Annotated in this window: 17 protein-coding genes; 9 read left to right on the forward strand and 8 right to left on the reverse strand. The window is 64.2% G+C overall.

Features of this window, described 5'->3' with window-relative positions; translation table 11 throughout:
* The first annotated feature begins 23 nt into the window (after positions 1–23).
* A complete protein-coding gene (locus IE071_RS05805; RefSeq protein WP_189440156.1) occupies positions 24–365 on the forward strand; it encodes a hypothetical protein in 342 nt (113 codons plus the stop codon).
* A gap of 3 nt (positions 366–368) precedes the next feature.
* Positions 369–788 carry a DUF2231 domain-containing protein gene (locus IE071_RS05810; RefSeq protein ID WP_189440157.1) on the forward strand — a complete coding sequence of 140 codons (420 nt, stop codon included), beginning with the start codon at positions 369–371 and terminating at the stop codon, positions 786–788.
* 5 nt (positions 789–793) lie between these two features.
* Here the strand turns inward: IE071_RS05810 and IE071_RS05815 are convergent, their stop codons facing one another.
* The 5 genes from IE071_RS05815 to IE071_RS05835 all read right to left on the reverse strand — a co-directional run bounded on the left by IE071_RS05815 (position 794) and on the right by IE071_RS05835 (position 5,031).
* Positions 794–1,441 (reverse strand): DNA-3-methyladenine glycosylase family protein, encoded by a 648-nt coding sequence (locus IE071_RS05815; protein ID WP_189440158.1) that lies wholly within the window; start codon positions 1,439–1,441, stop codon positions 794–796.
* A 19-nt stretch (positions 1,442–1,460) separates the two neighbouring features.
* Positions 1,461–2,117: a DNA oxidative demethylase AlkB gene (alkB, locus tag IE071_RS05820; protein WP_189440159.1), complete on the reverse strand. Its 657-nt coding sequence runs from the start codon at positions 2,115–2,117 to the stop codon at positions 1,461–1,463.
* A complete protein-coding gene (locus tag IE071_RS05825) occupies positions 2,114–2,860 on the reverse strand; it encodes a 2OG-Fe(II) oxygenase (protein WP_189440160.1) in 747 nt (248 codons plus the stop codon). The genes alkB and IE071_RS05825 overlap by 4 nt, the downstream gene beginning before the upstream one ends.
* The gene (ada, locus tag IE071_RS05830) at positions 2,857–3,936 is read right to left on the reverse strand and encodes a bifunctional DNA-binding transcriptional regulator/O6-methylguanine-DNA methyltransferase Ada (RefSeq protein WP_189440161.1); all 1,080 of its coding nucleotides are present in this window, start codon (positions 3,934–3,936) and stop codon (positions 2,857–2,859) included. Before ada ends, IE071_RS05825 begins: the two co-directional genes overlap by 4 nt.
* Before the next feature lie 93 nt (positions 3,937–4,029).
* Positions 4,030–5,031: an NAD(P)H-quinone oxidoreductase gene (locus tag IE071_RS05835; protein WP_189440920.1), complete on the reverse strand. Its 1,002-nt coding sequence runs from the start codon at positions 5,029–5,031 to the stop codon at positions 4,030–4,032.
* Positions 5,032–5,252: 221 nt separating this feature from the next.
* Between IE071_RS05835 and IE071_RS05840 the strand changes: the two genes are divergently transcribed.
* Genes IE071_RS05840 through IE071_RS05850 form a run of 3 tightly spaced genes read left to right on the forward strand, consistent with a single transcriptional unit; the run spans position 5,253 to position 11,843 of the window.
* On the forward strand, positions 5,253–7,949 hold the full coding sequence (locus tag IE071_RS05840; RefSeq protein ID WP_308427764.1) for a beta-mannosidase: 2,697 nt from the start codon (positions 5,253–5,255) through the stop codon (positions 7,947–7,949).
* Entirely contained in the window at positions 7,949–9,385 is a 1,437-nt protein-coding gene (locus IE071_RS05845) for a glycoside hydrolase family 125 protein (RefSeq protein WP_189440921.1), read from the forward strand. The genes IE071_RS05840 and IE071_RS05845 overlap by 1 nt, the downstream gene beginning before the upstream one ends.
* A 34-nt stretch (positions 9,386–9,419) precedes the next feature.
* A complete protein-coding gene (locus IE071_RS05850) occupies positions 9,420–11,843 on the forward strand; it encodes a GH92 family glycosyl hydrolase (protein WP_189440162.1) in 2,424 nt (807 codons plus the stop codon).
* On the opposite strand, the gene IE071_RS15990 is transcribed toward IE071_RS05850, so the two are convergent.
* Both IE071_RS15990 and IE071_RS15995 read right to left on the reverse strand, forming a co-directional pair.
* Positions 11,840–12,067, reverse strand: a complete 228-nt coding sequence (locus IE071_RS15990; protein ID WP_229792765.1) for a pirin family protein — start codon at positions 12,065–12,067, stop codon at positions 11,840–11,842. The genes IE071_RS05850 and IE071_RS15990 overlap by 4 nt on opposite strands.
* 18 nt (positions 12,068–12,085) lie before the next feature.
* On the reverse strand, positions 12,086–12,541 hold the full coding sequence (locus IE071_RS15995; RefSeq protein WP_229792766.1) for a pirin family protein: 456 nt from the start codon (positions 12,539–12,541) through the stop codon (positions 12,086–12,088).
* Between the two features lie 281 nt (positions 12,542–12,822).
* On the opposite strand from IE071_RS15995, the gene IE071_RS05860 reads away from it, so the two are divergent.
* The gene (locus tag IE071_RS05860; protein WP_189440163.1) at positions 12,823–14,481 is read left to right on the forward strand and encodes a M20/M25/M40 family metallo-hydrolase; all 1,659 of its coding nucleotides are present in this window, start codon (positions 12,823–12,825) and stop codon (positions 14,479–14,481) included.
* A gap of 414 nt (positions 14,482–14,895) precedes the next feature.
* Complete coding sequence (locus IE071_RS05865) at positions 14,896–15,291, forward strand: carboxypeptidase-like regulatory domain-containing protein (protein ID WP_189440164.1); 396 nt, start codon at positions 14,896–14,898, stop codon at positions 15,289–15,291.
* Between the two features lie 104 nt (positions 15,292–15,395).
* On the opposite strand, the gene IE071_RS05870 is transcribed toward IE071_RS05865, so the two are convergent.
* Positions 15,396–16,976, reverse strand: coding sequence for an SDR family NAD(P)-dependent oxidoreductase (locus IE071_RS05870; protein WP_425503427.1), 1,581 nt, complete (start codon positions 16,974–16,976; stop codon positions 15,396–15,398).
* A gap of 506 nt (positions 16,977–17,482) precedes the next feature.
* Here IE071_RS05870 and IE071_RS05875 point away from each other — a divergent pair.
* Together IE071_RS05875 and IE071_RS05880 are read left to right on the forward strand one after the other, a co-directional pair.
* On the forward strand, positions 17,483–18,403 hold the full coding sequence (locus tag IE071_RS05875) for a hypothetical protein (RefSeq protein ID WP_229792767.1): 921 nt from the start codon (positions 17,483–17,485) through the stop codon (positions 18,401–18,403).
* Between the two features lie 139 nt (positions 18,404–18,542).
* The gene (locus tag IE071_RS05880) at positions 18,543–19,073 is read left to right on the forward strand and encodes an ECF-type sigma factor (protein WP_189440167.1); all 531 of its coding nucleotides are present in this window, start codon (positions 18,543–18,545) and stop codon (positions 19,071–19,073) included.
* The last annotated feature ends 47 nt before the right edge of the window (positions 19,074–19,120 follow it).

Genomic DNA, 19,120 nt, shown 5'->3' on the forward strand with positions numbered 1-19,120 from the left:
GACGCAACCAGAGGGGAATTGACATGTTGCTCTATGCAGTTCTGATTTTTGCGATTGCCGCTGTCGGCGGGCTGGTGCTGGCTTCCAGCGTATTGCGCGGCAAGCTGGCGCCATGGGCGATCTCGGTGTTGCATGCCGTGCTGGGTGCGAGCGGTCTGGTCTTGCTGATCCTTGAAGTGCTCAAGGGTGCAGCGCCTGCTCGTCTCACTGCGGCGCTGGGTCTGCTGGTGGTCGCGGCGCTGGGCGGCTTCTTTCTCGCCTCATTCCATCTGCGCAAGCAGATCGCACCGAAGGCCGTGGTGTTCGTGCACGCGGGTGTCGCGGTGGCCGGTTTCCTGACTTTGCTCAGCCTGCTGCTCGGCTGAACCATGCGCCATCCACTCCATCCGGCACTGGTCCATTTTCCGATCGCCTGCTGGTCGCTGGCGACGACTGCGGATCTTGCCAGTCTGGTCTGGGGTGAGCCGGCGTGGCACCTTGCCGGCGTGTTGCTGGTGGCAGGGATCGGTTTCTCGATCCCTGCCATGCTGGCCGGCTTTTTCGAACTGGCCAGGGTCGCCGAGGACAATCCGGCGATCAAGGACGCCAACCGGCACATGCTCATGGTGATGTGCGCGCTGGCCTTCTATACGGCCAGTCTGTTCCTGCGTCTGCAGGGCACGCATCTCGCCAAACCGGGTCTGCTCGCGATCGGCATGAGCGTGCTGGGCTTCCTGTTTCTGGCTGCTGCGGGCTGGCTCGGCGGCAAGCTGGTGTATGGGCATCGGCTCGGTGTCAGCCCGCCCTAGCGGGTTCAGCCTTTGGTCTTGGCCTTCGTCGGCCGCGGCACCCGCCACAGATACCATGCGGCGGCAGTGCGGTGCGGGCTCCAAGTCTGGCCGATCAGCGCCATCGCCTTCGGCGTGGGTGCCACGTCGAGCGACTTCAGCAACCGATAGCCTTCGCGCACACCGAAATCGTCCACCGGCAGGATGTCGGGTCGGGCCAGGCTGTAGATCAGGAACATCTCCACCGTCCAGCTGCCGATGCCTTTCAGCGCGCTCAGTCGTGCGATCAGTTCGTCATCCGACAGCAGTTGGGCTGCGGCTAGATCCGGCACCACGTCACTCAGCGTGGCGGCGGCGATGCCGCGGATCGTCTCGATCTTGCGCGCCGAGAAGCCGCAGGCGCGCATCGCATCGAAACCGGTGTCAAGCAATTGCGCCGGCGACGGAAACGGTTGCTGCGGATGCAGGGCCAGCAAACGCGCGAGGATCGCGTCGCCCGCTTTGACGTGCAACTGCTGGTAGGCCACCGCACGCACCAGCGCCTCGAACGGTTCGCGTGCGGGTTTCGGCTCGTGTCCGCAGGGGCCGAGCTGCGCCACCAGGCGTGACCAGTCGGCGTCGATCGACGCCAGATAGTTCGATGCATCGACGGATGCCGGTTTGCGGCTTTTCATCGGAACGAGATTTCCCTTGTTAGCCGGCACGGCGAAACGTCAAGTTGATGCGACATTCGCCGAGCGCTGCATGATGGTTCGGCTTGAGCGGCAGCACGCCGTGATAGCGCAACCGCGCCGGGCCACCCCATACGACCACATCACCATGGGCCAGCGGCACGCGCAGCGCGCGGTCCGTGCGCTGCATGCCGCCGAACAGGAACACCGCCGGAATGCCCAGCGAGACGGAAACGATTGGCTGGCCGAAGTCGCGCTCGTTGCGATCCTGATGCAGGGTCAGCCGGGTGCCCGGTTCGTAGCGATTGATCAGGCAGGCATCCGGTACAAAACCGGGAAAACCGGCCCGCGTGGCGGCAGCTCCAGCCAGTTCCAGGAAGACATCCGGCATGGCCGGCCACGGTTTGCCACTGTCCGGATCGATTGGATCGTAACGATAGCCGCGCCGATCGCTGACCCAACCCAGCGGCCCGGCATTGGTCATGCCCACTGACATGCGGAAGCCGCCCGGTGTGATCAGATGCCGGAACGGCGCCTGCGCCACGATGGTATCGATCGCCTGCAGCAGCGGCGGCTCATGTGCCAGCGAAAACCCGCGCAGCACCACGGCGCCTTCGCACAGCGTTTCGTCCCGGTGTTCAGGATGAGCCGCACTGCCGAACAGATCCGACGTAATCATGTGGCGTCGTGAAAGATGATGCCCAGCGTATGGCGATGGCCGCTGCGCACCTGGCTCACGCCATGCCGCAGGTTCACCCGGTAGCTACCGCGCGCGCCTTGCACCGGACGCTGATGCACCGCGAACACCACGGCGTCGCCCTGGCGCAGCGGCACCACCTGCGGACGCGACTGCATGCGCGGGCGCTGCTCGGTCAGCACGAATTCGCCACCGCTGAAATCGCACTCGGGTTCGGACAGCAGGATCGCGATCTGCAGCGGGAACACATGCTCGCCATACAGATCCTGATGCAGGCAGTTGTAGTCACCCGCGCCGTACTGCAGCAGCAGTGGCGTGGGGCGTTGCTGGCCGGCGGTATGGCAACGGGCAAGAAAGGCGGCATGCGTATCGGGGTAGCGCACATCTATCCCCATCGCCGCATTCCAGCGGTTCGCGATCGGCACCAGCCGCGGATAGATCGCGCTGCGTAGGCCGGCCACCGTGTCTGGCAACGGATAGGCGAAGTACTTGTACTCGCCGCGCCCGAAACCATGGCGACCCATCACGACACGACTGCGGAACAGTTCGTCATTTGCGTAGAGGCCTGCCAGTGCGCGGCATTCCTGCGGCGACAGTAGGGCATCGAGCATGGCGCAGCCCTGCGTGTCGAGTTCGCTGGCAACATCGGCCCAGTCAAACACCTGCAGCCGCGCACTGGCTTCATCCGTCGTCGCGATGGGCAGCGCGCGCAGTTGTGCGCTCATGCCTTTGCCTCGCGAGCGAGCAGGGCGCGCTTGCGCTCCACGCCCCAGCGGTAGCCGGACAGGCCACCGTCGTTGCGCACCACGCGATGGCAGGGGATCGCCACTGCCAGCATGTTTGCGGCACAGGCGCCGGCTACCGCCCGCACGGCCTTGGGCGAGCCGATGCGCTGGGCGATGTCGCTGTAACTGACGGTGACACCGGCGGGTATCTCGCGCAGCGCCTGCCAGACGCGCTGCTGAAACGCGGTGCCACGCACATCCAGTGGCAGGTCGAGGCCGAGCGCCGGTGCTTCGACGAAACCCACCACCCGCGCTACCAGTTGCTCGAACGCGTGATCGCCACCGATCAGGTTCGCCTTGGGGAAGCGATCCTGCAGGTCGCGCGCCAGCGCATCCGGATCGTCGCCAAACAGGATCGCGCAGACGCCGCGCTCGCTCTGCGCGACCAGGATGGCACCCAGCGAGCATTCGCCGATCGCGAAGCGGATGTCGTGATCGACGCCGCCGGCGCGATAGCTGGACGGCGTCATGCCGAGCATCTGGTTCGACACCTCGTAGAAGCGGCTGCTGGCGTTGTAGCCGGCGTCGAAGATCGCCTCGGTCACGCTGCCGCCGCGGTCCAGTTCGCGGCGCACACGACGGGCGCGATGGGCGGCGGCGTACTGCTTCGGCGTCAAGCCGGTAACGGCCTTGAACACACGGTGAAAATGGAACGGACTCAGGCCGCTCGGCTTCGTCAGCTGCTCGAGCGTGGGCGGCGTCTCCGCGTTCTCGATCAACCGGCAGGCTTCGGTGATCATCGCTGCGTGCTGTTCCTGCAGCGATGGTTGATCGGGTTTGCAACGCTTGCACGGGCGAAAGCCGGCCCGTTCCGCAGCGGCGGTGGAGTCGTAAAACGCCACGTTTTCGGGTCGGGCCGGGCGGGCTCCGCAGGAAGGGCGGCAGTAAACACCGGTGGTCCTGACCGAATAGAAGAACGTGCCGTCGGCGCGTGCATCGCGTGCCTGCACCGCGGCCCAGCGTGGGTCGGTCAGCGTAGCGGCGGCAAGTGCGGCATGTTTGTCTGACGTTTTCATGGGAGTTCTCTCCGATAGATTATCGCGTGCTGCCCAATCTACGGATCGGTGGTGCCTGCGGCACTCCGGGTCTTGCGCTTGAATTCGTGTGATTCACCATTGCAGCACAAGCTTGCCGATATGCGCGCTGCTTTCCATCAGCGCGTGGGCCTGGGCCGCTTCGGCAGCCGGGAACACCTGATGGATCACCGGCCGCAGCTTGCCGGCCTCAAGCAACGGCCAGACCTTGTCGTGCAGCTGACGGGCCAGTGCGCCTTTGAACGCGACGGGGCGCGCACGCAAGGTGGAACCGGTGAGCGTGAGCCGGCGACGCATGATCGTTGCGGCGTCGATGTCGGCCTTGCTGCCGCCCAGCGTGGCGATGAAGACCAGCCGGCCGCCTTCGGCCAGTGCGTCGAGTTCACGCGGGATGTAGTCGCCAGCAACCATGTCGAGGATCACGTCCACGCCGCGACCGCCAGTGACCTGTTTCACGACCGCGACAAAATCCTCGTCGCGGTAGTTGATCGCGCGCTCTGCGCCGAGCCGCATGCACGCCGCGCACTTCTCCGCACTGCCGGCGGTGGCGAACACGCGATGACCGAACGCACGCGCCAGCTGGATCGCGGTGACCCCGATGCCGCTGGAACCACCCTGCACCAGCAGGGTTTCGTGCGCACCGCCTTCGCCGCGACCGAGCTGGCCGCGATCGAATACGTTGCTCCACACGGTGAAGTAATTCTCCGGCAGCGCCGCGGCCTCGACCAGCGACAGTCCAGCCGGCACCGGCAGGCACTGCGCCAACGGTGCCACCGCATATTCCGCATAGCCGCCGCCGGCGAGCAGGGCGCATACCGCGTCGCCACGCTTGAGACCGAACGGGTTGTCGCCGCCAAAGTCGCCATCCACCAGCTCGCCGGCCACTTCCAGGCCGGGTAGGTCGGACGCGCCCAGCGGCGGCGCGTAATGACCCTGGCGCTGGAACACGTCAGGCCGGTTCACGCCGGATGCTGCCACCTTGATCAGCACCTCGCCCGGCCCGGGCTGCGGGATCGGACGCTGGGCCAGCTGCAGGACGTCCGGTGCGCCGAAGCGGGTGATCTCGATGGCTTGCATGGTGGTCATGGTGGCTTCGCTTGATGAATCAACAGGTAGACACTGGCGCCGGTGCGCGAGATATCAAGTGCCTGCATCGCATGGCACGGGGGCTCGACCCGTGCGGGAAGTCAGATTTACCACGTGCCTGATCGCGTATACCTTCACGGAGTCGCCGCCACGGTAATCGGCAACGGCACCACATCTTCATGGTCAAAGGCTCGCGCATGACGAAACATGGGATGCGACAGGGTAGGAATGTCTACTCCACCGCCGCGATTTTCCTGCGTGGGCGCATGGCGATCCTGGTGCTGTTCGCATGGGCATACGGCATCGGCACCGTCATGGCGGCCACGCAGACGCTCGCGACAGGTTGGCGTTTCCGCCTCGCGCCGGGCTCGGCCGCCGTGCAGACCCATCCGGAAGCGGCTGCATGGCGCACTGCCCACGTGCCGGGCAGCACGCAGACCGACCTGCTGACGGCGGGTGTGATCCGCGATCCGTTTGATCGCGACAACGAGGCCCAACTGCAATGGATCGGCCTGGCGGACTGGCAGTATCAGTTGCCGGTGACGGTCGATGCGGCGACGTTGCGGAATGAGCACGTCGAGCTGGTCTTCGACGGTCTGGACACATTTGCCGACGTCTCGCTCAACGATCACAAGCTGCTGTCCGCCGACAACATGTTCCGGCGCTGGCGGGTGTCGGTGAAGGATGTGCTGCATGTGGGCAGCAACACGCTGCTGGTCACGCTGCATTCGCCGATCACCCGGTTGCAGCCGTGGTTGCTGAAACAGCCGTATGCATTGCCAGGCGAATTCGATTCCGCGTTCGGCGACGAGCCGAAAGGCAAACAGACGTCCAACTACGTGCGCAAGGCGAATTACCAGTACGGCTGGGACTGGGGTCCGCGCTACGTCACCGAGGGCATCTGGCAGCCGGTACATCTGGAGAGCTGGAACGATCTGCGGCTGACGGATTTCCACATCGCCCAGCAGCACGTCGATGCGGACGCCGCGCAGTTGCTGGCGCAGTTCGACATTCGTGCCGACCATGCCGGCAAGGTCCAGCTGCAGCTGACGTGGAGCGCTCCGGACGGTAGCCGTCGCAGCACGATGCTGGAGAAGTTGCTGGAAGCAGGCGACAACCACCTCGATCTGCCCGTGCGTATCGAACACCCGCAACGTTGGTGGCCGGCCGGCTACGGCGCGCCGAACCTCTATCACTTCCACGCCGACGTCGTCGTTGCCGGCAAGGTGGTTGCCAGCAGCGAGCGCGACACCGGGCTGCGCAGTGTGGAGCTGCGGCGGCAGCATGATCGCTGGGGCCGCAGCTTCGCCTTCGTGATCAACGGCGTGCCGATCTTCGCCAAGGGCGCCAACCTGATTCCGTTCGACAGCTTTCCCGAGCGGGTCACCAATGCGCGCGTGCAGCAGATCCTGCAGTCTGCGCACGATGCCAACATGAACATGTTGCGTGTATGGGGCGGGGGTTACTACCAGAGCGATGCGTTCTACGCGATGGCTGACAAGATGGGCCTGATGATCTGGCAGGACTTCATGTTCGGCGGCGCGGTTCCGCCGTATGACGACGCGTTCCGCGAGAACACGCGGATCGAGGCGGCCGAACAGGTCATGCGACTGCGCGACCATCCCAGCATAGTGTTGTGGTGTGGCAACAACGAGGTGCAGACGGGTTGGGAGTCCTGGCCGGATCGGAAGCAGTTCGCCCAAGCGATCGGGCTGGCCGAACGCGCACGTGTCGAGCACGGCATGCGCACCCTGTTCGGTGAGACCCTGCGTGGCGTGGTGCAGCGTTACGCGCCGGACGTGCCGTACTGGGCCAGTTCGCCAAGCACGGATTTCGACGGACCAGCCAACGTGCCGAGTGACGGCGACATGCACGTATGGGATGTCTGGGCGGGCTCCGCGCCGATCGAGGATTATCTGAGGACCACGCCACGGTTCCAGTCCGAATACGGCCTGCAGTCGTTGCCAGCGCTGGCGACGATCCAGACCTTCGCTACGCCAGCTGACCTGTCGCCGGATTCGCCGGTGCTGCGCGCGCACCAGAAGTTTGATAGCGGCAACGGCAATCAGCGCCTGCTGTTCTATATCCGCAAGTACTACGGTGAACCGAAGGATTTCGCCTCCTTCGTCTACCTCAGTCAGGTGATGCAGGCCGAGGGCATTGAGCTGGCTGCCGACCATCTACGCAGCGCACGACCGCAAAGCATGGGCTCGCTGTACTGGCAGCTCAACGATGTATGGCCTGGAGCATCATGGTCCAGCATCGATTATTTCGGACGCTGGAAGGCGCTGCAGTTCCACGCACGCCGCTTCTATGCACCGCTGCGTGTGGCGCCGATCCGTCGCGACGGGCACACCGACGTGTTTCTGATTTCTGATCGGACCGCGCCACTGGATGCGCAGTTGCGCACGCGCGTGATGGACATGGATGGACGACTGCTGCATGAGCGGCTCGATAAGGTGCATATGCCCGCGCTGGCCAGCACCCGCGCCGCCGAGCTGGACGATGCGGCGTTGTTGCAGGGCGCCGATCCGCATCGCAGCTTCGCCGTATTCGAGCTGATCGAGCAGGGCAAGACGGTATCGCGTCAGCTGCTGTACTTCGAGCCAGCGCTCGCGCTGCAGCTACCCGAGCCGGACCTGAATGTTGAGCTCCACGACAGCGGCCAAGGCATCGTGCTGAGCGTGCGTGCGGAGCGTCTGGCGCGCGAGGTCTGGATCGACTTCGGTTCGCTCGACGCGCAGGTTTCCGACAACGCGTTCGATTTGCTGCCTGGCGAGCGTGTCGAGCTGCAGGTTACTGGCGCGGCCGACATCGTATCGTTGCGCGATGCACTACATGTACATTCGCTGTTCGATGCCACCATGCGCCAACACGCACCAATCGTCCTGAAGGCTGCACAGCCATGATCACCTCGCGCCGCTCGCTGCTGAAGTTGATGGCTGGCGCCGTCGGCGGTCTGATGTTTGGCCGCGTGCCGATGGCACGGGCTGCGCCGCGCTACATCAGTCATCGCACACCGATCGGCCAGCGCAAGTTCGTCAGTCCGGCGGTGGAAGCGCTGATCGCCCGCACCAAGGCGAAGATCGGCGATCCCGAACTGGCCTGGCTGTTCGAGAACTGCTACCCGAACACGCTGGACACCACGGTGCAGCTGGGCAGCCTGCACGGCAAGCCGGATACCTTCATCGTCACCGGCGATATCGATGCGATGTGGCTGCGTGATTCGTCCGCGCAAGTGTGGCCGTACGTGCCACTGGCGGCGCACGACGAACCGCTGCGCCGGCTGTTCCGCGGCCTGATCCGGCGCCACGCGCTGTGCATCTCGATCGACCCGTACGCCAATGCGTTCCTGCCCGACCCGCAGGCGAAGACGCCGCTATCGTGGGCGCAGCAGGACCTCACCGACATCCATCCGGGTGTGGCTGAGCGCAAATGGGAGATCGATTCGCTGTGCTATCCGATCCGGCTGGCGCATGCCTACTGGCAGGCCACCGGCGATCGTGAGCCGTTCGACGACGACTGGCGCGCCGCGATGCACACCGTGCTGGCGACCTTCCGCGAACAGCAGCGCAAGCACGGTCCTGGTCCGTATCACTTCCAGCGGCCTTCGGCGAACCCGACCGATACCCAGTTCCTCGACGGCTACGGCAATCCGACCCGCGCCGTCGGACTGATCCACGCGATGTTCCGGCCTTCGGACGACGCCTGCATCTATCCGCTGTCGATCCCCGGCAACCTGTTTGCGGTGAGTTCGCTGCGCCAGCTGGCGCAACTGGCCATCGCGCTGCATGACGATCGCGCCTTTGCTGCCGAGTGCAATGCCCTGGCCGGTGAAGTCGAACGTGCGCTGCAGGAGTTCGGTGTGATGCACGACGAGCACGGCAACGAAATCTGGGCCTACGAAGTCGATGGCTACGGCAACCAGCTGTTCATGGACGACGCCAACGCGCCGGGATTGTCGAGCCTGGCCTACCTCGGCTGCTGCCGCAGCGACGACGCGCGCTACCGGCGCAGTCGCGAGCTGGCCTGGAGTCCGCGCAATCCGTATTTCTTCCGCGGCAGCGCAGCGCAGGGCATCGGCGGTCCGCACGAGGGCTTGCGGATGATCTGGCCAATATCGATCATCATGCGTGGCTTGACCAGCGACGACAGCGGCGAGATCCGCCAATGCCTGCACTGGCTGAAGACCACGCATGCCGGCACCGGCTTCATGCACGAAGCCTTCGATCAGGACGATCCGGCACATTTCACCCGCGCGTGGTTCGCCTGGGCCAATACCCTGTTCGGCGAACTGATCGTGCAACTGGCGGCGCAGCGACCGGAATTGCTGCGGCGCGCATGACGAGCCATCCGGTACACGCAACGGAGAACGCACCATGGTGACACGCAGACGTTTCCTGCAGGGCGCAGCCGCATTGAGCCTGCTCGGCAGCCGGCTCGAACCGCTGGCGGCGTTCGCGACGCCTGGCAGCGATCATGCGATGTCGCCGGTGCCGGAGCCCGATGGTTTCGCCCGGCATGTCGACGTCTTCATCGGCACCGGCGGTCATGGCCACGTCTATCCCGGCGCCACGCTGCCGTTCGGCATGGTGCAGCTGAGCCCCGACACCAACGACGCGGGCTGGGATGCCTGCTCGGGTTATCACCAGGGCGACGGCTCGATCATGGGTTTCTCGCACACGCATCTGAGCGGCACCGGTGCCAGCGATATGCTCGATGTGTTGGTGATGCCGGCGCAGGGACCGGTGCTGCTGCAGCCCGGTGCTCGCGGTTTGCCGGAGCAGAATTACCGCTCGCATCACGACGGCGCCGCCAGCGGGGATCAGCTTTCGCCCGATGCGGTGGCACAGCCCGGCCCGGGCTACCGCTCGGGCTACGACCAGGAGCAGGCGCGGCCGGGCTATTACCAGGTACACCTGAAGAACCACGACATCCTTGCCGAGCTGACCGCGACTCTGCGCACGGGACTGCATCGTTATACGTTCCAGGGCGACGGCAGCGGCCACCTGCTGGTCGACCTTGCGCACGGTTACCACGACGATGCCGCGGTGCCGTGCAAGGTCAGCGATGCATCGCTGAAACTGGTCGGCAACAACACCCTGGTCGGCGAGCGCCGCGTGCATCAGTGGGCCGGCGGCCGGCACATTTATTTCGCGATGAAGCTGTCGCGTCCGATCACGCAGGCCACGCTGTATACCGAAGATGCCGCGTTGCCTGCTGGTGCCGACGAAGCGCACGGCACGCATCTGAAAGCGGCGCTGCACTTCGACAACGTCGCCAGCGCACCGCTGCTGGTCAAGGTCGGCATCTCCGGTGTCGACGTGGCAGGCGCATTGCGCAACCTCGACACCGAAATGGCCGGCTGGGATTTCGAGCAGGTGCGCAAGGCCGCAGCCGCATCATGGGAACGCGAGTTGGGCCGCATCCGCATCGACACCGTGTCAGAGGATATGCGCACCACGTTCTACACCTCGCTCTACCACACCATGCTGGCGCCGACCCTGTTCAGTGACGTCGACGGTCGCTATCGCGGCATGGATCTGGCCGTGCACCAGCTGCCGCAAGGTGCGAACAACTACAGCACCTACTCGCTGTGGGACACCTACCGGGCGCAGCATCCGTTGCTTACGCTGTACCAGCCCGATCGCGTGCCGGACCTGGTCAACGGGCTGGTGCGAATGGCCGGAGAGAGTCCCGACGGTCCGCCGGTATGGCCGCTGCAGGGCGTGGAAACCGGCTGCATGATCGGCTACCACTCCGCCGTGGTGGTGGCCGAGGCGCACGCGAAAGGCTTCACCGGCATCGACTACGCCAAGGCGTGGCCGCTGTTCCGCAAGCGCGCGATGGACGACGATTACCGCGGCCTGCCGTACTACCGCAAGCTCGGCTATATCCCCAGCGACAAGGAAGGCGAGGCGGTCAGCAAGACGCTCGAATATGCATATGACGACTGGGCCGTCGCGCACTTGGCCGATGCCGCCGGCGCGCATGCCGATGCCACCCGGCTGAAGCATCGCTCGCGCAACTACCAGCACGTGTTCGACCGCAAACTGGGTTTCGTGCGGCCGCGTGCGAATGATGGCCACTGGCTGGAGCCCTTCGATCCGCGCGGCATGGGCCACGCCGCGAAATGGCGTGACTTCACCGAATCGAACGCGTGGCAGGCGAGCTTCCTCAACCAGCACGACTTGTACGAATACATGAAATTGTTCGGCGGCGAGCGGGCGTTCGAGCGTAAGCTGGATGCGCTGTTCAGCACCAGCTCGGCGCTGCCGGTCGACGCGCCGCCGGATATCGCCGGCATGATCGGCCAGTACGCGCACGGCAACGAACCCAGCCATCATGTGGCCTACCTGTATGCGTACACCGGCGCGCACCACAAGACGCAGGCGCGTGTGCGCATGCTGCTGGAAACCATGTACGAGGCGCAGCCGGACGGCCTCGCCGGCAACGAGGACTGCGGCCAGATCAGCGCCTGGTACGTGCTCAGTGCGCTCGGCCTTTACGCGGTCGATCCGGTCAGCGCGAATTACGTGTTCGGCAGCCCGCTGATCGATCGCGCGGAGATTGAACTCGCCGGCCGACGCAAGCTGATGGTGCTGGCGCCGGGCAACGGGCCGGACAGCCCGTACATCCAGTCGGTCAGCTGGAACGGCCAACCGTGGAGCCGCAGCTGGATCAGCCATGCCGAACTGGCCGCCGGTGGCACCTTGGTGTTCCAGATGGGCAGCGCGCCGAATACCGAGTTCGGCGCGGCTCCGGCGAATCGGCCGCCGTCGTTCGGCAAGGCAGCTGTTTAGGGCGCGGTGTCGACCAGCACCAGCTCGGCATCCTCGATCGCGGTGATGCGCAACGCTTTCTCGTCGCGAATCGCCGCGCCATCACGGGTATCGAGCCGGATGCCGTTGATCTCCACCGACCCGGTGGATGGGACCAGGTACGCGTAGCGGCCGTCAGCCAACGCGTAGTCGACGGTGTCGCCGGCCTTCAGTGTGGCGCCGAGTACGCGCGCGTCGGTGCGCAACGGCAATGCCTCGGTGTCTTACTTGAAGCCGCTGGCCAGCGCCACGAACTTGCCCGAACGCTCGCCCTTCGGAAACGGCCGCGCGCCCCACGCTGGCGGCTGGCCGCTTTCGTCGGGAATGATCCAGATCTGGAAGATGCGCGTAGTGCCGGGTTCCACGTTGTACTCGGAGTGGGTAATGCCGCTGCCGGCACTCATCACCTGCACGTCGCCGGCTTCGGTACGGCCCTCGTTGCCGAGGCTGTCGCGATGGGTGATCGCGCCTTCGCGCACGTAGGTGATGATCTCCATGTTCGCGTGCGGATGCGGCGGAAAGCCACTCTGCGACGCGATGGTGTCGTCGTTCCACACGCGCAGCGCGCCCCAGCCCATGCGGCCGGCATCGTTGTAGCTGGCGAACGAGAAATGATGTTTCGCCTTGAGCCAGCCGTGGTCGGCTCCGCCCAGGCGGTCGAAGGGTCTGCGTTCAATCATGGCGGTGGCCTCCTAACGATGTGCCGGCATGGACAAGTACGCCAAGATAGATCGGATGCGTTGGCGAACACAGGCACAACGTTTGAACGGACTGTTGCTGGATTGAGTCATCCGTGCCGGATGAGGCGAGACAAACCGCGTTGGAATGTTGGTTCGTAAGCGACGGAAATTGCGCAAGTTTTGACGCTTAATTCGCAAATTAAAACGATCTTATCGTGCCGGTTGCGCCCGCCATTGACACCTGCGTACATTCGCCGTTTATCACTCGGGGGAGTGTGCTTGTGTATCGTTTGTTGCTGGTGGCCGTCATCAGTCTGTTTCTCTTTGCTTGCCATCATCATTCGGCCAGCAATCGGAACGGCGGCTACGGCAATGCGGTGTTTTCGCCCGGCATCATCGAAGCCGATGTGAGTCAGCACGTGAGGGTGCTGGCCTCCGATGCGTTCGAGGGCCGTGCACCAGGCAGCAAGGGTGAGCAGCGCACTACCGAGTATCTGATCCAGCAGTTTCAGCGCATCGGCCTGCAGCCAGGCAATCACGGCAGTTGGCTGCAGGCCGTGCCGTACGTGCAAGCCACGTTGCAGCATGCTGATCAATCGCAGCTTGCGATCGATGGCGGCAAGGGAAAGTCCGTATTGAGCTTCGGCAGCGACATGGTGGTCGGTTCGCCGGCGGACGAACCGCATGTCGAAATCAAGGACTCGCCGATCGTCTTTGTCGGCTACGGCGTCGATGCCCCTGAGCAGCAATGGAACGATTATGCCGGCCTCGATTTCAAGGGCAAGACGGTGGTGATACTGGTCAACGATCCAGGCTGGGGGAGCCAGGATCCGATGCTGTTCAAGGGTCGAGAGCTTACCTGGTACGACCATTGGACCAGCAAGTTCGAGGCGGCCGTGCGCCACGGTGCCGCAGCGGCCTTCATCGTTCACGACACGGCGGCAGCGGGTTACCCGTGGAATGTGGTGCAAACCGGTTGGAGCAGCCCGCGCTTCAGTCTGCCGGCCAGCGAGGATGCAACGCCACGCCTGCCAATCGCTGGCTGGCTGACTACCGCGGCGGCGAGAAAGCTATTTTACGATGCTGGTGCCGATTTCGATGCGCTGAAGAAAAATGCCGACGTGCGTGGCTTCAAGCCGGTCGAGCTGGACGCCAAGGCCAGCATCGCGATCGACAGCACGATCGTCCGTGGCCAATCGCACAACGTGATCGGAGAACTGCCAGGCAGCTTGCGCCCGTACGAAGCGATCATCTATTCCGCGCACTGGGATCATCTCGGTCGGGATGACAAAAATATCTATCACGGTGCGGTGGATAACGCCTCGGGTGTGGCCGGCATGCTGGAGATCGCCGAGGCGTTCGCGCATCGACGGCCGAAACCACAGCGCACGATCCTGTTCATGGCGCTGACGATGGAGGAATCAGGTCTGCTCGGCTCGCACTACTATGTCAACCATCCGGTGGTGCCGCTGGATCTGACTCTGGCCGATCTCGACATGGACGCGTTGACGGTGATCGGCCCCAGCCGCGATATAGCGGTCATCGGTTATGGCCAGTCGCAGCTGGACGACTATCTCGCCGAAGGTGCACGGAAGCAGCGGCGGATCGTCGCGCCGGACGTAGTGCCGAAACCGGGTTTCTTCGCACGCTCCGGCCAGTTCAACTTCGCCAAGGCCGGTGTGCCGGTGCTGTATGCGCGTTCAGGCTTTGATCTGCTCGACGGCGGCGTAACCGCGGGTCGCAAGGCCTACGAGGACTACATCACGAATCGTTACCACCAGCCCGCCGATGCATTCGATCCGAACTGGGATCTGCGCGGCATGGTGCAGGACCTGCGGGTGCTCTACATGGTCGGCAGCAAACTCGCCAAGGGAAATGCTCCGTTCCCGCAATGGAAGCCGGGCAGCGATTTCAGACGCCCCGGTGCGGAAGCGAAGTGATTCCAACAGGGGTGCGGCGGCGGATGGCCGCGCTCCTCCAAGAGCTTCCAGACGACGAGTGTTGAAGCTGTCCATCGTCCTTTGACACATGACCTTTGGCCCTTCGACAGATAACCCGATGCACATAGGCTGTGGCAGCGAGCCGGTATGTGGCTTTTAGTAACTGCAGGGGGAGTGGCCGAGGGCGCAGAACAGAACGGTACAGAGTCCAACTGCTAGCCAGACGCATGTCGGGTAGAGAGCCTAACTACTTATGCCCATTTCGGAACGCCGCGGCTCTGCGCACGCGAGTACATGGGGACAAATAGCAAATACACGGTAGTAAACCGAAGCCGACTTGAAAATCACCTTGCGCACGAATCCGGTCGGCAGCTTCGATTCAACGGATAGCCACTTATGAAATCAGGGAGTTCCATGAAAAGCAGCAGGCACCTCGAAATCAACCATCCAAAACGCCGCGTGAGTTTCTCCGCGTGGGGTCTTGCCATCGCAATCGTTCTGGGCGTCTATGGCGCGGTGGGGTCCACCACTGTTCATGCGCAAGCTACCTCCGGCAAGATTTTTGGATGGGCGCCAGCAGGTGAAACCATCACAGCGCGCAGCACATCCGGTGTCAATCGTCACTCCAAGGTAAATGCTGCGGGCCGTTACACCATCGGGTCGCTGCCCATGGGCGTTTACACGGTAGCGCTGGAGAAGGATGGAAACGCCGTCGACACACGCTCGAAAATCAAGCTTGCCGCGGGCGGGGGGGCTGAGGTTGATTTTGCCTGTCCCCACGACCAATGCGCAGAGTCTGCAAACAACTAGCCCTGCAATAATACTTGCTTGTCACGCGAGCCATGACTATCCGGCGCTGAAAAGCGAGGGATAGTCATGGTCCGTTTTGAATTGCAAACAGACGTCAAACCATTTCACCAATCCGTCGGTCGATAGTCCTTCAGGAACTGTCCCCACACGTGCTCGCCGGTGTTGATGCCGCTGATGATCGGATCGACGATGCGCGCGGCGCCGTCGACGATGTCCAGCGGTGGATGGAAGCGTTCCTCGGCAACCTTGCGCGCGGCCAGTGCCGCCGGATCCTCGTCGGTCACCCAGCCGGTGTCGACGCTGTTCATGTGGATGCCGTCGTTGTGATAGTCGGTGGCCGAGGTGCGCGTCATCATGTTGAGCGCGGCCTTGGCCATGTTGGTGTGCGGATGCCGGGTGGTCTTGAAGTTGCGGTAAAACTGGCCTTCCATCGCCGACACGTTGACGATGTGCTTGTCGCGTTCGGGGGTGCGCAGCATCAGCGGCTTCAGGCGCGCGTTGATGATGAAGGGTGCGATCGCATTGACCAGCTGCACCTCCAGCAATTCCACCGACGGCACTTCGGCCATCAGCAAGCGCCATGAGTTGCGCTCGCGCAGATCGACCTGCTGCAGATCCTGGTCGAGCCGGCCTTCGGGGAACAGGTGGCTCTGCGCCAGCAGCTCCTCCGGCAGCAACGGCACCTGCGACAGCTCCGCGGCGCGGGTCAGACCGGGGACGTGCGAGTCACGCCCGGCGAGCGTGAGCGCCGGTGCTTCGGCTTCCGGCAGGATGTGCGAACTGCGCAAGCCCTCGTAGTGGCCGACCAGCGTGCGCACATGTTCCGGCATGTCGTGCAGCGCGGCGGTCTCGCCTTCCATCATGTGCGCGTAGAAGTCCGGCGGACGGCGCACGGTCTGGCAGGCGTTGTTGATGATGAAGTCCAGTCGCGGCCGCGTGGCAACCAGTTCCTGGCAGAACGCTTCCACACTCGGCGTATGGCGCAGGTCGAGCCCGTACACCTGCAGGCGATGGCCCCATTCGGCGAAGTCCGGTTCCTCCGCGTAACGCGCGGCCGAGTCGCGCGGAAAGCGCGTGGTCACGATCAGTTCCGCACCGGCACGCAGCAATTTCAGGCCGGCCTGATAGCCGATCTTCACGCGACCGCCAGTCAGCAGTGCGACGCGTCCGCGCAGATCGACCAGTTCGGTGCGCTTTGCATAGTTGAACGCGGCGCAAGCGGGGCACAGCTGGTCGTAGAAAAAGTGAATCGTCGAGTACTTCTGCTTGCACACATAGCAGTGCTTCGGCTCGATCGACTCGCGCGGCTGCGCGGCGTCGGCTTCGGGCTTGATGTCATGCGGTTCAAATCCCAGCGGCGCATGCACATTCGGCGTGGTGAACACCGGCCGGCGGCGCAGCTCGCGGATGCCGGTCTGGTTGAGTACCGCGTCCTCGGCCTGGATCCTCGACGCATGCCGCGCCTTCTCGGCCGCTTTCAGCTTGATCCGGCGTGCGCCGGGATCGGGATGGTAGAGCTGCGCCACCGCCTGATGCAGCCGCTGGCGATCAGCCGCCGGCAACTGGTCCAGCAGTTGCCGATCGGCCGCAACCGATTCCAACAGCTCCGCTGCGGCGCGCAGGCGCTCAAGCAGTGCGGTATCTGCGTCGTCCGGCAGGGGCGGGGTGGCCGTCGTGATCGTCAAGAGTCTCATCCGTCGTGAGTGGGGCGGGGCGCAGGCGCGCCTCCGTTACAGGTGGCAGGCCAGCATCGCCGGTCGCCAACCGCGTATTTTGCCTGTTCCGGCCGGACTTCGGGGAAAACGGGTCACGCAGCGCGGGTGCAACGGCAGCCATAACGGCGCATTCGCCGCAACCACGAGGTGCAAATACTGCAGACCACCGCACATTACGATGGCATGACTCATGCAAAAGTGGCGTCGTGGCTATCCAGGCGGGATGGCATGAATATCCGGGGTATGGCGTAGCGGAGTTTCGCGTCATGACTACCCATAGCGACGAAGGTTGTTTCGTGAGTTTGCAAGTAGCAGTTGCCAAGAATGTGCAGGTGGCCGTACCGGCCCCATCCGTCGTTATTTCAATCCCGGCTGTTGACCTCATGCTGGGGAATTTGCCCACCGCACATCGTGCTCTGCCGATCGGGCGCCGGATTGCCGGGCAGGGCTGTCATGGCGCGAAAAAGTTTGCCGGCATGCGTTGGGTCTCGCACGCGCCTCGTATCCGCTTTGTCTACTTCCCGATGGCCGACGGCGATGATCGCTGGACGACCTGTCATCAACATCTGGTCATTGCCGAAGTGCTGCTGGATCGTGTGCTGGCCGCCCATACGGCCGGGCTTCGTTCGATGGTCCCTGCGCTCGACCATGCCGCCGAGGCGCGTGCGCTGGTGCGACCGCCGCGCGGACTGTTCCATGCGGCCACGCTGGAGTACCGCCGCTGGTATCACGCAGACGGCACGACGCGCGCGCAACCGCTGACCCAGGAAGCGCTCGCCATGCAGTTGGCGGTTGCCGATGGCCTGTCGATGGAAGAGGCACGGCATCGTGCCGCCCGTCGCTCGCATGCGCTACCCGCGGCAGATCAGGCGTGGCTGATCGATCGCCGCAACACCTCGCTGCAGCAGCGTCCGCTCAATCAGACGGAGTTCCATACCCTGGTCAACGCGATCGACGGCGTCTGGCAGAGTTGCGCTGGCACATCGCATGGTGAGCGCGCGAATCGCCAGATCGCGTTGCGCGTCGCGGCGATGCTGGGCAACCTGCTGGACGAATACGTAGCCTCGCCATTCAAGGTCGACGCCCTGGCGCAGGCCTTCACCGAACGTCATCTCGGTCACTTGCGCCAGACCATCGAGAATTCACGCCAGGCCGAGTCCACCTCGGGCGTCCTGCTGACTGGTCCCAAGGCATGGTTCGCCGCCAAGTCCGCACGGATGCGTGCCGAACACCAGATCGGGCTGGCCATGTCGCCGACCGCATTCCCGGCACTGCAACTGACCGTGCGCCCCGTAATCGCCGTCGTAGGCGGTCGGCTGCGCACTTTCGTGCACGGCTGGCGTCGCGGCGACTCAAGCGTTACGCAGCTTGCCACGGACTTCTCCGCGTTCGGTTGAACGTCGGCCACGAGAATCAGCCGGCGCTGCGATAGCCTCCACTGAGACTCACGCCAGAGCTATCGATAGCACTCCGACGCCCCGGCGGAGGCGTACCATGCGGCGGTGGAAGCCTGCATCTGCATGGAGGTGTTCCGTTATGCCCGATACCCGGCAGGTGCCCACCGTCCATTCGACGGATGTGCTGTTTATCACGGTCTACGCGCGCCTCAAGGCGATGGCTGCGCGACAACTGGCCGGTCGTCGCAATGCCACCCTGGATACCACCGAGCTGGTGCACGAGCTGTATTTGCGCATGGGCCAGCGTCAGGCGTTGCAGTTCGAGCATCCGGCCCAGTTTTTCAGCTATGCCGCGCGCGCCATGCGCCACCTGCTGATCAATCGCGCACGCGACCGCCTGCGCCTTTGCGCCGGCGGCCAATGGATGCGGGTCACGCTCGACGATCACAATCTGAAACTGGCGCTCGACACTGCCGAGCAGGCACTGGCACTGGACGCCGCGCTGGACACGCTCGAGCAGACCGATGCGCGTGCGGCCCAGGTGGTGGAGCTGCGCTTCTTCGCCGGACTCAGCCTGGAGCAGGTCGGCGAAACCCTTGGGCTGGCTCGGCGCACCATCGACCGCGACTGGCGCTTCGCCCGCGCGTTCATCAAGGCACGCATGGAATAAAAGGTCGCAATTGGCGCGCAGCTGGGGTTTATCGAAGGCATGGCATC

Origin of the sequence: Rhodanobacter panaciterrae (genome assembly GCF_014651895.1) — a bacterium.
Lineage (GTDB): Bacteria > Pseudomonadota > Gammaproteobacteria > Xanthomonadales > Rhodanobacteraceae > Rhodanobacter > Rhodanobacter panaciterrae.

Excerpts from the sequence above, each read along its gene's own strand:
- IE071_RS05805 (WP_189440156.1), top strand. The coding sequence starts at position 24 with ATGTTGCTCTATGCAGTTCTGATTTTTGCGATTGCCGCTGTCGGCGGG.
- IE071_RS05810 (WP_189440157.1), top strand. The coding sequence starts at position 369 with ATGCGCCATCCACTCCATCCGGCACTGGTCCATTTTCCGATCGCCTGC.
- IE071_RS05815 (WP_189440158.1), bottom strand. The coding sequence starts at position 1,441 with ATGAAAAGCCGCAAACCGGCATCCGTCGATGCATCGAACTATCTGGCG.
- alkB (WP_189440159.1), bottom strand. The coding sequence starts at position 2,117 with ATGATTACGTCGGATCTGTTCGGCAGTGCGGCTCATCCTGAACACCGG.
- IE071_RS05825 (WP_189440160.1), bottom strand. The coding sequence starts at position 2,860 with ATGAGCGCACAACTGCGCGCGCTGCCCATCGCGACGACGGATGAAGCC.
- ada (WP_189440161.1), bottom strand. The coding sequence starts at position 3,936 with ATGAAAACGTCAGACAAACATGCCGCACTTGCCGCCGCTACGCTGACC.
- IE071_RS05835 (WP_189440920.1), bottom strand. The coding sequence starts at position 5,031 with ATGCAAGCCATCGAGATCACCCGCTTCGGCGCACCGGACGTCCTGCAG.
- IE071_RS05840 (WP_308427764.1), top strand. The coding sequence starts at position 5,253 with ATGCGACAGGGTAGGAATGTCTACTCCACCGCCGCGATTTTCCTGCGT.
- IE071_RS05850 (WP_189440162.1), top strand. The coding sequence starts at position 9,420 with ATGGTGACACGCAGACGTTTCCTGCAGGGCGCAGCCGCATTGAGCCTG.
- IE071_RS15995 (WP_229792766.1), bottom strand. The coding sequence starts at position 12,541 with ATGATTGAACGCAGACCCTTCGACCGCCTGGGCGGAGCCGACCACGGC.
- IE071_RS05865 (WP_189440164.1), top strand. The coding sequence starts at position 14,896 with ATGAAAAGCAGCAGGCACCTCGAAATCAACCATCCAAAACGCCGCGTG.
- IE071_RS05875 (WP_229792767.1), top strand. The coding sequence starts at position 17,483 with ATGCGTTGGGTCTCGCACGCGCCTCGTATCCGCTTTGTCTACTTCCCG.
- IE071_RS05880 (WP_189440167.1), top strand. The coding sequence starts at position 18,543 with ATGCCCGATACCCGGCAGGTGCCCACCGTCCATTCGACGGATGTGCTG.